Below are 15091 nucleotides of genomic sequence, written 5' to 3'. Positions count from 1 at the left end.
TGCTTATACCGCATCTCAATTCAAAGTTGGTATCACGTTTTCGGCTTTTCCACTGGTTTATGGGAAGGTGATTTTTGCTTGATATACCGGTTATCGCACAGTTTATCTAAAAAAATCAATATATTATAACTTTTGTGAAAAAGTTTCAGGAGTGCACTACGTTTATGTATAAAAATAATAAAAATCAAATAGATATAAACAGATGAATATTCTTTGGTTTGTTGCTTGGTTTGATTTTTAAGTAACGGCAAACTTTAGGTATCTGCCTGTCGCATTTCGCTTAGATAAGTTTTGTTATCGCCTTTAGCTTGTCGCCTTAATTTATTTTCAATGGACTTTTCAAGTTTAAACAGATATTAATACTCAGCTAATCGTTTTATAACGTTTATTCTTACTGCTTAAAGGGAAAAACTCTAATCGGGTTTTGTTTAGCATGTTTTAAATAGTCGGACAACCATAAAGCGTTTAGCCAAATTAGTAACAATTATTTTATTTATAATAAAGTTGCCATAATTCTTATTTAAAATTGATAAGAATATCTTGCCAATTTTGGTCTAATTTAGCTTCAATCGTTATTATTTTATTGTCGATGGGATGGGTAATTTCTAGTTTACTGGCATGTAACATTAGTCGTTTGATATTAAAATAAGCCACAAATGCACGATTTTGATGTAAATCACCATGCTTACTATCACCCAAGATCGGATGAAAAATATGTTTCATATGACGACGTAATTGATGTTTACGTCCTGTTTGTGGTTTTAATTCTATAAAACTGTATCTTGCTGTATCAAACTTACCAACTTTAATTGGAACTTCGATTTTACTAATGGAGCGATAAGAAGTCACTGCGTTTTGTGCGGGTTTATTCTTATTAGTGAATTTGTCGGCAATTTTATCTAATTCTTCAACTAAAGGGTAATCGATCACAGATTCCCCTTCAAGATAACCTCGCACTATTGCATGATACGTTTTTTCAATTTTTTTTGTCGCAAATTGCTCTGACATCATCCTAGCAGCATCACTAGAAAGCGCAAACAACAAAACTCCTGATGTTGGTCTATCTAGCCTATGTATAGGAAAAACATGTTGCCCAATCTGATCCCGTAAGGTTTGCATTACAACTGTGGTTTCATGTTTATCTAACCAACTGCGATGCACAAGCCAACCAGATGGCTTGTTAATAGCTATTAAATAATTGTCTTGATAAAGAATTTCAAACATAAAATATTTTAAAAAAATCAATTATAAAAAGATTTTTTCAAGCTCGTGAGCGATACTTGGGCTATTATTATCACCAATAGCATAACTAGCTTTGGCTTTCACTTCATCATCAGCATTACCCATCGCAATACCTAATCCTGCAATAGATAACATACTGATATCATTATAGCTATCACCAAATGCAATAATTTCTTTTAAATCAATACGTTCGTGCGTTGCCCAGTGAGTTAATCCATTTCCTTTGGTATTGCCTTTTACTGCAACATCTGCACGGTTTGACCAAGACCATTCACACGAAAACATACCTAAGGAATCAACTGCATTTGAAAATTGTTGTAAAGCCGGTATGTTATGACTGCTTGTTGCAAATTTAAAAATAGCACCCGCATCGTCAATCATTTTTTCAAAGTTATCAACTTTTTGAATTTCTGGCTGTAAAAAGGAGGGTAATGCATCCACCCACTTAAAAAAGCTTTCTAGATGATCATCTAACAATTCATAAGTCATCATTTTATCAGTATAAATTAAAGTATGTATTTTATACTCTTTAACTAATTGTAATAGTGTTTTAGCTTGATCTTTTGTCATTGGTTTAGCTGCAAAAGTTTGGTGGTTTTCAAAATCATAAAGATAAGAACCATTGCAGCAAATCGTTGGCGTTGATAAACCTAGTTGATAGTAATAAGGATAAATCACCGAATGATGACGTCCTGAAACTAAAATCACTTTCACACCTTTATCGCTGATTTTTTTAATTATATCTACTGTTTCTGGCAAAATTAAACGATTACTGTTAAGTAATGTTCCATCCATATCAAAGGCAACGGCTTTATACTTCATATAATACCTCTTTTCATTTCTGATCTTAGCTATAAGGATTAGCTAAGTGCTAAAACTTCAATAAAATTATAATTCAATTTTTTGACGACCAACAAACGAATGCGATAAGGTAGTACCATCTACCATTTCGAGTTCACCACCAACTGGAACACCGTGAGCTATTCTTGTTGCTGTTACATTAAATTCTGCACACATTTGCGCAATATAATTAGCTGTTGCATCACCTTCAACTGTTGGATTTGTTGCTAAAATAACTTCGTTTATTGATTCTGTTGCTAACTTATTTTTTAATAAATCAAGGCCTATATCACTAGGACCAATACCATCTAAAGGTGATAAATGCCCTAATAATACAAAATAGCGACCACTATACTGCCCAGTTTGTTCAATTGCCACTATATCTGCTGGCGTTTCAACCACACAAAGCTGGCCACTGCTTTGGCGGCGAACATTTTTACAAATAGTACAAGTATCTTGCTCGGTAAATGTTCGGCATTCTTTGCAATGACCTATATTTATCATTGCATCATGCAGATCATGAGCTAGTTTAATGCCACCTTGTCGATTTCGTTGTAATAAATGAAAAGCCATTCGTTGCGCCGATTTTGGGCCAACACCTGGTAAGCAACGTAACGCTTCAATAAGCGATTCTAATAATGGACTTATTTGCATGAATTATTTGGTTTCCACATATTTGAGTTTTAAGATAATAATACCTTTTTTAAAAAATCTATCAAACAAGAATTATTCTATTGTTTAATTAACTAACAATAAAATTAAAAAGATTACAGAAAATAAGTAGGTAGGATGCTTTATAGCGTACAATCTATGTTATAAAAGCACATATTAAAATATATAACATTATTAAGTATAAATTTTTAGGCTATCTTTTGTTTTTGCTACGATGATAACTTTTTGGTTCTTCACCTTTAAAAAGGCGCATAATGTTATTATTATGGCGAATAATAATCAAACACGAAAGCATTGCTACAGGTAAAGTAAGCTCAGGTTTGAATAACCAAACATAAATTGGTGCCATAAGGAAGCCAACAATCGCCGCAACCGAAGAATAGCCTGTAATTAGTAAAGTAAGTAACCAAGTTAAAATAAAGCAACCTGTAAAATCAAACCCAATTGGTGCCATCATACCTAACGCAGTTGCAACTCCTTTTCCTCCGCGAAAATGAAAAAAGCAGGGAAAGATATGCCCCAAACAAGCCGAAATACCTATAATCCCTAAAAAGAAAGGCGTAATACCAAGTCGATAAGCAATATAAACGGGTATTGCACCTTTTAACATGTCAAAGATTAAAACAAAAATGGCTGGTAATTTGCCATTGAGTCGTAAAATATTGGTTGCTCCAGGATTGTGTGATCCATGTTCAGAAGGATTAGGAAAATGCATGATGTGACTGATAATCATTGCCCCAGAAAGTGAACCTAAAAAATAGGCAATGATAATCATCAATACAATTTGCAATGTCAAAATAGAACTCCTTTCATCGGCCACATCCTGCTGATAATAGAATGTTAAACATTAATCAAACACATTATAAATCTATAACCATACTCATCTTTGATATTTACTAAAATAGATATAAATTAAACCATATAATAAGACAAGCATCATACTTTGCCTGCCTTATATAGGTTAAGTGCATAATTAAGCTACTTATTTTTTGTTTTGCTAACATTTGCTAACAATGGTTTTAAATATTTTCCTGTATAAGAGTGTTTAGACTTTGCAACCTCTTCCGGTGTCCCTTCGGCAATAATTTCTCCGCCACCATTACCACCTTCTGGTCCTAAGTCCACAATCCAGTCTGCTGTTTTAACTACATCCAAATTATGCTCAATAACCACAATGGTATTGCCTTTATCTCGCAATGAATGTAGTTGTTCTAATAATTGCTTAACATCAGCAAAATGCAAACCGGTTGTTGGTTCATCTAATATATATAAAGTGCGCCCAGTATCTCGCTTAGATAATTCTTTTGCAAGTTTTACACGCTGTGCTTCACCACCCGATAATGTTGTTGCTGACTGTCCAATGGTAATATAAGAAAGCCCAACATCAATCAATGTTTGCAGTTTGCGTGCTATCATCGGCACGGCATCAAAAAACTCGCGGCCTTCCTCTACAGTCATATTTAAAATCTCGTTAATTGACTTACCTTTATATTTTATTTCTAAGGTTTCACGATTATAGCGAGCACCATGACATTGATCGCAAGGTACATAAATATCTGGCAAAAAGTGCATTTCGACTTTAATTAAACCATCACCTTGGCAAGCTTCGCACCGACCGCCTTTCACATTAAAACTAAATCGACCTGGAGTGTATCCTCTAGCACGTGATTCTGGCACCCCTGCATAAAGTTCACGGATAGAGGTAAAAAAGCCGGTATACGTTGCCGGGTTAGAACGTGGCGTACGCCCTATTGGACTTTGATCTATCGCAATAACTTTATCAAAAAAGTTAAGTCCTTTGATTGATTTATAGGGTGCTATTTCAGTTTTTTCTGCACCATTGAGTTCGTTTTGAGCAAGGGGATATAAGGTATCATTAATTAAGGTTGATTTTCCTGAACCTGATACACCTGTGATACATGTAAATAAGCCAACTGGAATATTTAATGTTACATTTTTAAGGTTATTTCCTGTTGCACCAATAAGAGATAACATTTTTTTCTTATCGACTTTGGTGCGAATAGTTGGTATTTCGATTTTTTCTTTACCTGATAAATATTGCCCAGTTAAAGACTCTTTACATGCCATTATTTGTTTAGGTGTTCCTTGTGCAACAACTTGGCCACCATGAACCCCTGCTCCAGGACCTATATCGATCACATAATCGGCTGCCATAATGGCTTCTTCATCATGCTCAACCACAATAACCGTATTACCTAGATCGCGTAAATGCGTTAAAGTGTCAATCAAACGTGTATTATCTCGCTGATGCAATCCAATAGAAGGTTCATCTAGCACATACATCACGCCGACAAGCCCTGCACCAATTTGGCTTGCTAATCGAATACGTTGTGCTTCACCACCTGATAATGTTTCAGCGGATCGTGAAAGCGTTAAATAGTTAAGCCCAACATTAATTAAAAATTGCAAACGATCATTGATCTCTTTTAAGATTTTTTCGGCAATTTGTGCTCGTTGCCCTGTTAAAGTTAATTTATCAAAAAAATCTTTAGCTTGTTGCGTGCTAAGATCACTAATTGTTGGTAGATTGGTATCGTTAATAAATACATTTCTTGCCGTTGTACACAATCTTGAACCGCCACAACAAGGGCAAGGTCGATGACTAATATATTTCGCTAATTCTTCACGGATGGTTTGTGATTCAGTTTCTTTATAACGACGAGCTAAATTATTAAGGATGCCTTCAAATGGATGTTTACGTTTAACAACATCACCTCGATCATTTGAATAAACAAACTGAATTTCGGTATTACCTGAACCATTTAATAAAATGTCTTTTATCTTTTCAGGTAATTTTTCATACGGTTTATCAATGTCAAACTTATAATGATCTGCTAATGATTTTAGCATCTGGAAATAGTAAAAATTGCGACGGTCCCAGCCCTTAATCGCACCAGCAGCCAATGAAACTTCTGGCATCTGGACAATACGTTTTTGATCAAAATATTGTTGCACCCCCAAACCATCACACTCAGGGCATGCTCCTGCAGGATTATTGAACGAAAATAATCGTGGCTCTAACTCCGAAATACTGTAACCACAAATCGGGCAAGCAAAATTAGCCGAAAACAGATATTCTTCAGCTTGCGGATCATCCAAATTAGCCACTTTAACAATACCATTAGTGATTGAAAGCACTGTTTCAATTGACTCTGCAAGCCGTAATTTTAGATCATCACGAATACGGAAACGGTCAACCACCACCTCAATGGTATGTTTTTTTTGTAACTCAAGCGCAGGTGGATCAGAAAGGTCATAGACATCCCCATCCACTCGTACCCGAATATAACCACTAGCTGCTAACTGTTCAAACAGCTTAACAAATTCACCTTTACGTTCAGTAACTACAGGAGCTAATAGCATATAACGATTTTCAGTCGGTAACGCCATAATGCTATCGACCATTTGCGAAACTGTTTGCGCAGCTAAAGGTAAATGATGGTTAGGACAGCGAGGCTCGCCAATTCTAGCAAAAAGCAATCGCAGATAATCATAAATTTCAGTAATAGTCCCAACAGTCGAGCGTGGATTATGCGAAGTCGATTTTTGCTCGATCGAAATTGCAGGCGACAACCCTTCAATATGATCGACATCAGGTTTTTCCATTAACGATAAAAATTGACGCGCATATGCTGACAATGATTCAACATAACGCCGTTGTCCTTCCGCATAAAGAGTATCAAATGCTAACGAAGATTTACCCGATCCCGAAAGCCCAGTAATAACAACTAACTTATCTCTAGGAATGGTGACATTAATGTTTTTTAGATTGTGCGTTCTCGCACCACGAATATCGATATCTTTGATTGACATAGATCTCTCTTATATTTGTTTTCAAACAAAATGGATGGAAATTTAACTGTATATTGTACCAGTGAGAACAGATTAAATACACTACTATATAGACAAATAACTGATCACTGTTTTACATCAAGAAGTAATTTTTATAAAGATTTTGATAAGAATATTAATTGAAAATGTTATTTCTAACTTAAAACAAAAAACGGTCATCAATGACCGTTTTGGCCGTTTTTACAAAAATAATTGATTAATCAATTAATTTAGGGGTAGCATCAACAGGAATAATTGCACCGCGATATTGTATCACCGTACCGGCAACTAAATGGCCTTGTAATGCAGATTGTGATGGGTTTTGTCCTGTTAGGCGCGCACCAAGGTATCCTGCACTAAATGAATCGCCTGCAGCGGTAGTATCAATCACTTTATCTTTTGCAATCTTATTAGCTGGAACTTCAAAACGCCCTTCAGCTGAATCAATAATACAGCTATCGCTACCGCGTTTAATAATAATTTCTGTTACACCAAATTGTTTTGTACGCTCAATCACTTGTTCATAAGGCAGTTTACCCCATAACAAATCTTCGTCATCTAATGTTAAAAATGCAATATCGGTCAAGCTAAGAATATCAGCATAAACACTACGTGCCAAATCAAGACTATGCCATAAACGTGGGCGAAAGTTATTATCAAAAATAACTTTACCACCATTAGACTTAACTTGTTTTAAAAGATCTAATAATTTAAGGATACTTTCAGCATCTAAAATCGCAATACTAATACCACTTAAATATACATAATCGTAATGTTCAATTTGCTGAATTATTCTGTCTGTTTCAGCTGTTTTCAACCAAAATTTAGCTGCTGCATCATTACGCCAGTAATAAAAAGAGCGCTCACCTTGCTCATCGGTCACGATAGAATAAAGACCAGGCATCTTATCTGCCATTCTTTGTACTAAATCAGTTTGAATATTTTCTTTTTGCCAACTATCTAACATCTCTTGACTAAAAGGATCGGTACCAAGCCCTGTCACATAATGAATCGAAAAATCACGACCTTTTAATAAACGTGATAAATAAACAGAGGTATTAAGCGTATCACCACCAAAACCTCGTGTAGTCGAACCTTGTTTTATCGACAATTCAATCATGCATTCGCCAATCACAGCGATATTTGTCGTCATATTATACCTATACCCTTGACTTAATTATAAATAATCCAGCGCGATTTTCACCACAACTTTACGAACTGTTTCAATCTTATTATCAATAGCACAAAGTGGCTTATGTACTTCGTTAGGTAAAAAAACAATAAAATCATTTGGTTGCAATGTTAGCATTGTTTCCTCTTTTGGTGTTTTGATAAAAGCAATATCGCTTTCTGCTAATTTATCGTCTAACACTTTAGTATAAGGTGGTAACGTGCACACCGCCATTCCCTCTCGCCCTTCTAAAACAATCTGAACATCGATATATTTTTCATGATATTCAGGATTAGCCTCATCAATATAACGTGATCGACTATCTGACACCATAAAAAACATATTATCACCATCAATATCATAACGCCCCACAGGCGTATTAATATTAACGTTATCTTTAATGTACTCAATTGATTGTTTTATTTTGCTAGGCAAATAAGGAACTAGCCTTAAATGATTAATATTACCTAAAATCATATTAAAAGATCCTTAAAATATTGGTGAAAATAAATACTTACAATTGAATTACTCACTATTAATATACACCATTATAATCCAATTTAATTGATAAAGAGTATATACTTAAGTCAATCATTTTTATAGATCATTTGTTAATAAGTTTTTTATCATTTTTTATATTTTTATTAGCATGATATACTTTAAATATTGTTCTAAGAAAAGTAAATAACATGAAGATTTTTATAATAAATTTAGAAAGAGAACCAGCTAAAAAAGAACATATAAAAAAGGAATGTGAAAAACTAAACCTAAACTTTGAAATTTATAATGCCGTCGATGGTAATGCTTTATCTGAAGAATTCATTCAAAATGCAGTCTACGATTATCCAAATAATTTTTTAACTAAAGGGGAAATAGGCTGTGCATTAAGCCACATAAATGTATATAAAAAAATAATACAAAACAATTTACCCTACGCTTTAATTCTTGAAGATGATGCAGTATTAGATGAAAAACTACCTAACTTTTTAAATAGTTTTAAAAGCAAAAATGACAAAAAAGGAATTTTTTTATTAACAGCGGATTTTCATTACCTTGTTAATAAAAAATTCAACTTAGACAACTTTAACATATTTGAGGTAACAAGAGCTGTTAGAGCTACTGGATACATCGTAACGAACGAGACAGCCAAAAAGCTAATTAAATTTTTATATCCTATTCGCTATGAAGCTGATATGTTTAGAATAATTAAATTATGCACAGGAGTTAAATTATATGCAACATTACCCTGCTTAATTACAACAAATGACAAAAACCTCTCAAATTCATCAATACACACTGATAGAATTCAATTTATCAAACAACGATCTGATTATAGAAAAAAACTATTTAAAAAAGATAAGAAAAAAAGAATGATAGTATTATGGTTTAGAAAACACTTTATCAATAGATTTGAAAAAACAAAATATTATACAGATTAAGCATTTTCTTCTTTTTAAAAAAACAAAAACTAGATTACACCATGGAGTGCAATTCGTTTTAACTCCTTAGGATAAAAGGAGGTAGGGCTTTTAACCTATGCCGTTTTCTTGGGCGTGAGTTTAATAGATATTGTGGAATGGCAACACATTTTCAAACAAAAAAATTAAGGGGTAAGTGTTTTTTAAATTCAACGGGAGGCAAGTAGCCTAACGAAGAATGTAATCGTTTATGATTATACCAATAAGCATAAGCTGTAATAGTTTTCGCCTTTGCCCTGAGTATTCAGCTTTATTGTAAAACAGCTCTAACACCTCGTTGCTCATGAGCTAAAGCCTTTTCTATCAAGTCGGAGTTGTAACCGGCCTCATGTAGGTGAGTTGATGCAGTTCTTCTCATGTCATGTACAGTAAAATTACCGAGATTTAAACCGTTCTTTTGAGCTAGCTGGTTTCTCGTTGCCCATTAATGCGGTAATCATAACGAAAAGACAACGTACCTGCTTTAGATACAGCAATATACAACCCATCTCGGTCTGGAATTTTATATTGTTTGTCTTTTGGTTTTATTGATTTAAGCTTGATTTCTGTTAACATTTTTATCTCCTATACCGTCAAAGATACCGTCAAAAAAATCAAGCTTAAATGAGACTACATGAGATTAAATAAGACTAAAAAGCCTTGATAAACAAGGCTTAAAATAACAAAAAAAGACAATATGAGATTACATGATATTAAATGCAATTATTCCCATTCAATCGTCGCTGGCGGTTTTCCGCTTATATCATACACAACACGAGATATGCCGTTAACCTCATTAATAATGCGGTTAGAAACTCGACCAAGGAATTCATAAGGTAACTGAGCCCAATGAGCAGTCATAAAGTCAACCGTTTCAACTGCACGCAAGGATACAACCCAATCATATTTACGCCCATCCCCCATTACACCTACTGAACGAACAGGTAAGAATACAGTAAAGGCTTGACTAACTTTATGATAAAGTTCAGCTTTATAAAGTTCTTCAATAAAAATAGCATCAGCTTGACGTAATAAGTCACAATACTCTTTTTTAACTTCACCAAGTACACGCACACCAAGACCTGGACCAGGGAATGGATGGCGGTAAAGCATGTCATAAGGTAAACCAAGTTCTAAACCTATTTTGCGTACTTCGTCTTTAAATAGCTCTCTTAATGGTTCAACTAAGCCCATTTTCATATCTTCAGGTAAACCACCAACATTATGGTGTGATTTAATCACATGAGCCTTACCTGTGTCGGCTGCTGCTGATTCAATCACATCAGGATAGATAGTACCTTGCGCAAGCCATTTTACATCTTTAAGTTTTGCTGCTTCTTCATCAAATACAGCAACAAATTCACGCCCAATAATTTTACGTTTAGCTTCGGGATCAGCTTCACCTTTTAATGCAGCTAAAAAGCGGTCTTCGGCGTTTACCGCAATAATATTTAAGCCAAATTTATTACCAAACATATCCATAACTTGTTGTGCTTCGTTCAAGCGCAATAAACCATGATCAACAAATACACAAGTTAATTGGTCACCGATAGCTTGGTGTAATAACAATGCAGTTACAGAAGAATCAACGCCACCTGATAAACCAAGTAATACTTTGTCGTTACCAACCTTTTCTTTAATGCGAGCAATGGCATCGGTAATAATTGAAGATGGTGTCCAAAGTTTTTCACAGTGACAAATGTCGATCACAAAACGTTGCAATAACTCGAAACCTTTTACAGTGTGAGTTACTTCTGGGTGGAATTGAACACCATAAAATTGTTTTTCGTCATTAGCCATAATCGCAAATGGGCAAGTTTCAGTACGCCCAATCAGTGTAAAACTATCAGGCAATGTTGTTACTTTATCACCGTGGCTCATCCAAACATCAAGTTGATTAACACCTTGTTCACTTGTGCTATCCAAAATACCATCAGTTAATTTTGATTTTGCAACAATATCAACTTTAGCATAACCAAACTCTCGTTGATTAGAGGCAGTAACTTGCCCTCCTTTCCCCAGTTGAATTGCCATAGTCTGCATACCATAGCAGATACCTAATACGGGCACGCCAGCGTTAAACACATATTCGGGTGCTCGCGGGCTGTTTTGTTCGGTAGTACTTTCAGGACCACCTGATAAAATAATACCTTTAGGATTAAATTGTTTAATTTTTTCTTCCGATACATCCCACGGCCACAGTTCACAATACACACCAATTTCACGAATTCGACGAGCGATTAACTGGGTAACTTGTGAACCAAAATCAAGAATTAAAATACGTTGCTGGTGGATGTCTTTTTTCATGAATTTTATTCCTAAGGTATGAAATAATAAAAAAATAAGAGGTGATATTATATTATCTAACGATAAAATTAAACTTGTTAAATAATAATTGTAAATTTTTTGTTTTACAAGGATATTGAATTACTTAATACAATGATAGTAAATGAGAGCAAATTATTCTGAAATTTTTGATATATTGTTTTGATAATAAAAAGGAATATATACGTAATTACTATTATGACCATAATCACGTATATATTAATAATTTTCTTAAATAAGTTTTGATGATGGAAAAAAACTTACCATTTATGTTCTATACCGATATTTCCTCGATATCCTTGACGTTTAGTACTACCAAAATCATGTTCATAGCGAGTATCACCGTATAAGTACATATTTTGACCTAATGGAGCTTTGATTCCTAGTCCTAATTCGCCCCATGTACTAGTATATTTTTCTCGTAGCCTATCACAACCAATATTGACATCATTGGGTTTGATAAAATCATGCCAAATATTACCTATAGCATAAACTGTGGTTATTTGTTGAGCTTTTCCTTGATTGTAAGCAATTCGAACCCCCATTCGACCTCTTAGCTGATCTTGACCATTTTGATCCACTTTTCTGTATTTATCTTTAAAGCTATCTAAATCAATATATTGATAGACCATTTGAACTTGAGGTTCAATTAACCAATTGTTTTGCTGAATGTCACTTTGGTTTATTATAAAAGCATGCCCTGCTTCGGCTGAGAGTGCCATACTTAAACCATTTTGGGCGTGAGGATTATTCCCATTTCGTGCTTCATATTTGTTACGTAAATAGGAAAATTGCCCCACTAAATCAAGATAACTATTATCGGTAGAAAAATAGCTGTTGGTTAATCCTAAGTTTACTGATTCTGATTTTCCTTTACCTGTACGTTTATTATGAGAAATTCTTCCGTGTTCAGCTCGATATTTGTCAGAAAAATCAGTATAAGCTTTAGTATATGCCAAATACAGACCAACATGATTATGGCTTCCATTTTCTTCAATATTATTGATTAAGTCATGACCTAGTTGGATCCCATACATGTCTGTGTCATAATTTAAACGTGCTTTCCCATTTTGTTTAAGGTGTTTACCTAATATTCTTCCCCATGTTTCTCCTGCATATTTATTGTTGCCATTATAACGGGAAGAATTGAATTTGATATCTTGCCCACGTCGTTCGTGTAATGTTCCAATACTTAAAAGCCCTTGTTCTTGATTGACCTTTGCCATAGCAACATAACCAGCAACTGGACTTGATAAAATAGGTTTAGGCTTAATTAGCACTACTGGTGGCAATTGTGGTGATTGTGGTGATTGCGGATCTTGTGGTACTGGTAGCAAACTACCTATCTGCATTGTCCAATAGTATTCATCTCCATTTGCAGTTTTACGTTTGGCTAATTGTACTTCGGTTGCACCATTAGTATGTGCAACGCCTTGAAATACTTGTTCATTACTACTTGTCCCAACATAAATTACTGGATCTGTATTAATAATACTTGCTATTTGGCGGATATTGCCATCAATGATGTTTTCTTGTCCTGTCGAATTTATCGGAATGACTTTTGTTACTCCTGTTGCCATACCTGTAATTTTTAGTATATCTGATTGTTCATTAGCATCGTACATTACAATTGGATTGTTCCAAAGGGTATTCATTTTAACCATCGCAGTACCAGAAGCCATATAATTACCATCAATTGTTAAAATATCATTATACTTTCCATGCAAATGGTTATCTAAGTTAATGATACCACCATTACTTATAACATCCCCTTTTAATATAAATTTATTGTTACCTGTATCATCAAAAGCGCCGTTAATTGTTGCTCCATTGGTAAGTTCAATTTTGTCAAATTTTGCTATATTACTTGTACCATTCGGTTTCAAATTCCACGTAAAATTATCATTTAAATTAATATTAAGCACAGTATTTACATTGGTATCTAAAACTTCCCCTTCTTCAACTTTTACTAAACCTTTGTAAACTAACCCTGTCATACTACCTTTACCCGAAGCATTAAATGTGACTGAGGATCCTTGATATGCATCGTGCCCAAGTTCAGTTCCATTTGAATCATAAGTATTAGAAAAAAATTGATAGTTAGGTGCTGTATAGTTACCACTTACATTAATAATATAACCTGCATCATTTGCGGTAAGGTCTGTCTTGTCCCCCGTAAAAGATAAAACCGTGTCAACCTGCCCTTGATCAACAAATATTAAATCTTTACGTCCTATAGAACCATTTATTACAGGATCGGCGCTAGTGCCAGTAGTAGTAAATATGGCATTTTTAAAACTGGCTTTCACACCATGTGATGCAGCCTGCTCAAATTGGCCTGTTGAGTTGGCATCATCATGTGTACCAATTTCAAGTGCATAACCGCCTGTTTTGATAATCGTTGCACTATTTTCATAATCTGCTTTGAGCAATGAATTACGAATCATTTTGATACCACTACCTTCTAATGCATTAGTTGTATCAATCGTTAATTCTCCATAAGACTCTAAAATACCAGCACCTTCACCGGTGTTACGTGTTTTACCTAATTTTATAGCCGCACTATCCCATTTTAACGCCGATGTGTCGCTACCTTTATTTATTGTGATTGTATTTTTCCCACCTTTTAAAATCACTTTTGGCGTCAATTGACCACTAGAACCAACCTTATCGGCAGTATCATGATTAGTTGGATTACCTGAGACATAAATTCCGATAGAGCGATTTCCTGTTAATGTCATATCTAAATCATCATTGACTATAACTTGCCCTGCTGAACCATTTCCTGAATTTTCGTAGGCACCTTGAATAGCACGAATACCATTATTTAAGATCGGCTGAGTTTTACCACCTTTTGCTGTTTGATTTATTTTTAATTTATCGACAGTAATTGTACTGTATTTCCCGTTATAAGTGTCTTTTTCTCCTGCATCAGCAAAAGAACCTGCCAATATACTATATGATGCTACATTACCGCCTGAGTTACTCCCACGGGTATAATTATCAGTTATATTTAATTCAACATTTTTGGCAGTTAGATCAACATTGTGATGTGTTGCAAGCCCCATAGTTTGACCGTTGTTGGTAATAGTAAAATTTAAATTGCCTGCGTTAATTGAACCTCCTGAAACGCCATAAGTATATTGATTTGCTAAACCTGTATAATCACCATTAACATTTGCTGTTAAGATTGTATCCCCAACATTAAGTTGCTCATGCAGTTTACTTCTAGTTAGCACATAAAAACTAGCATTACCTGATTGAGTTACAATAGCTGCTTTAATATTATTACAGCTAGGACTATTTTGACCTACTAAATATGATCCATCTGTGTTTGCTATACAATCTAAAGCAAATGCAGAAGTAGGAATGGCTAAAGCTGAAGTGACAAGGCATACAACTGTGGCTGTTGATTTACAAGCTCTTCGAACTAATTCAGAACATGCAATTGTAATACCTGTAACAATATTAAATTTTGTTTGGTATACTTTATTCATAATTATTACCTTTAATTGATGATAAAACGTGGCGA

General features: G+C 34.5%; 11 protein-coding genes and 2 pseudogenes. 1 reads left to right on the top strand and 12 read right to left on the bottom strand.

Annotated elements, in window-relative coordinates; genetic code table 11:
• Positions 1 to 516 precede the first annotated feature (516 nt).
• From truC to GQ590_RS04775, 7 genes are all read right to left on the bottom strand, one after another.
• Positions 517 to 1224, bottom strand: coding sequence for a tRNA pseudouridine(65) synthase TruC (gene truC, locus GQ590_RS04805; RefSeq protein WP_160406298.1), 708 nt, complete (start codon positions 1222 to 1224; stop codon positions 517 to 519).
• Between the two features lie 21 nt (positions 1225 to 1245).
• A complete protein-coding gene (locus GQ590_RS04800; protein ID WP_160406299.1) occupies positions 1246 to 2064 on the bottom strand; it encodes a pyridoxal phosphatase in 819 nt (272 codons plus the stop codon).
• Positions 2065 to 2130: 66 nt separating this feature from the next.
• Complete coding sequence (gene recR / locus GQ590_RS04795) at positions 2131 to 2736, bottom strand: recombination mediator RecR (RefSeq protein WP_065635214.1); 606 nt, start codon at positions 2734 to 2736, stop codon at positions 2131 to 2133.
• 211 nt (positions 2737 to 2947) lie between these two features.
• On the bottom strand, positions 2948 to 3550 hold the full coding sequence (gene plsY / locus GQ590_RS04790) for a glycerol-3-phosphate 1-O-acyltransferase PlsY (protein ID WP_160406300.1): 603 nt from the start codon (positions 3548 to 3550) through the stop codon (positions 2948 to 2950).
• A 182-nt stretch (positions 3551 to 3732) separates the two neighbouring features.
• On the bottom strand, positions 3733 to 6582 hold the full coding sequence (uvrA, locus tag GQ590_RS04785; RefSeq protein WP_160406366.1) for an excinuclease ABC subunit UvrA: 2850 nt from the start codon (positions 6580 to 6582) through the stop codon (positions 3733 to 3735).
• A gap of 241 nt (positions 6583 to 6823) precedes the next feature.
• Complete coding sequence (locus GQ590_RS04780) at positions 6824 to 7759, bottom strand: sugar kinase (protein WP_160406301.1); 936 nt, start codon at positions 7757 to 7759, stop codon at positions 6824 to 6826.
• Positions 7760 to 7783: 24 nt separating this feature from the next.
• Complete coding sequence (locus GQ590_RS04775; protein ID WP_160406302.1) at positions 7784 to 8254, bottom strand: YhcH/YjgK/YiaL family protein; 471 nt, start codon at positions 8252 to 8254, stop codon at positions 7784 to 7786.
• Between the two features lie 212 nt (positions 8255 to 8466).
• Here GQ590_RS04775 and GQ590_RS04770 point away from each other — a divergent pair, with 212 nt between their 5' ends.
• Positions 8467 to 9216, top strand: a complete 750-nt coding sequence (locus GQ590_RS04770; protein WP_160406303.1) for a glycosyltransferase family 25 protein — start codon at positions 8467 to 8469, stop codon at positions 9214 to 9216.
• Positions 9217 to 9367: 151 nt separating this feature from the next.
• Here GQ590_RS04770 and GQ590_RS12845 read toward each other — a convergent pair.
• The 5 genes and pseudogenes from GQ590_RS12845 to GQ590_RS04750 all read right to left on the bottom strand — a co-directional run.
• A pseudogene (locus GQ590_RS12845) lies at positions 9368 to 9451 on the bottom strand (hypothetical protein); the annotation flags it as partial.
• Positions 9424 to 9661: pseudogene (locus GQ590_RS12840) on the bottom strand (tyrosine-type recombinase/integrase); the annotation flags it as partial. The pseudogenes GQ590_RS12840 and GQ590_RS12845, both read right to left, overlap by 28 nt.
• Positions 9658 to 9810 carry an Arm DNA-binding domain-containing protein gene (locus GQ590_RS04760; RefSeq protein ID WP_202112875.1) on the bottom strand — a complete coding sequence of 51 codons (153 nt, stop codon included), beginning with the start codon at positions 9808 to 9810 and terminating at the stop codon, positions 9658 to 9660. The gene GQ590_RS04760 and the pseudogene GQ590_RS12840, both read right to left, overlap by 4 nt.
• A 147-nt stretch (positions 9811 to 9957) precedes the next feature.
• Complete coding sequence (gene guaA / locus GQ590_RS04755; protein WP_160406304.1) at positions 9958 to 11541, bottom strand: glutamine-hydrolyzing GMP synthase; 1584 nt, start codon at positions 11539 to 11541, stop codon at positions 9958 to 9960.
• A 278-nt stretch (positions 11542 to 11819) separates the two neighbouring features.
• Positions 11820 to 15056, bottom strand: coding sequence for an autotransporter outer membrane beta-barrel domain-containing protein (locus GQ590_RS04750; protein WP_160406305.1), 3237 nt, complete (start codon positions 15054 to 15056; stop codon positions 11820 to 11822).
• Positions 15057 to 15091 lie beyond the last annotated feature (35 nt).

The organism is Gilliamella sp. Lep-s35 (assembly GCF_009795845.1).
Lineage (GTDB): Bacteria > Pseudomonadota > Gammaproteobacteria > Enterobacterales > Orbaceae > Gilliamella.
This window is presented reverse-complemented; position numbering and strand designations above follow the sequence as displayed.

Coding starts and splice junctions, on each gene's coding strand:
- truC (WP_160406298.1), bottom strand. CDS start 1,224: ATGTTTGAAATTCTTTATCAAGACAATTATTTAATAGCTATTAACAAG.
- GQ590_RS04800 (WP_160406299.1), bottom strand. CDS start 2,064: ATGAAGTATAAAGCCGTTGCCTTTGATATGGATGGAACATTACTTAAC.
- recR (WP_065635214.1), bottom strand. CDS start 2,736: ATGCAAATAAGTCCATTATTAGAATCGCTTATTGAAGCGTTACGTTGC.
- GQ590_RS04780 (WP_160406301.1), bottom strand. CDS start 7,759: ATGACGACAAATATCGCTGTGATTGGCGAATGCATGATTGAATTGTCG.
- GQ590_RS04775 (WP_160406302.1), bottom strand. CDS start 8,254: ATGATTTTAGGTAATATTAATCATTTAAGGCTAGTTCCTTATTTGCCT.
- GQ590_RS04770 (WP_160406303.1), top strand. CDS start 8,467: ATGAAGATTTTTATAATAAATTTAGAAAGAGAACCAGCTAAAAAAGAA.
- GQ590_RS04760 (WP_202112875.1), bottom strand. CDS start 9,810: ATGTTAACAGAAATCAAGCTTAAATCAATAAAACCAAAAGACAAACAA.
- guaA (WP_160406304.1), bottom strand. CDS start 11,541: ATGAAAAAAGACATCCACCAGCAACGTATTTTAATTCTTGATTTTGGT.
- GQ590_RS04750 (WP_160406305.1), bottom strand. CDS start 15,056: ATGAATAAAGTATACCAAACAAAATTTAATATTGTTACAGGTATTACA.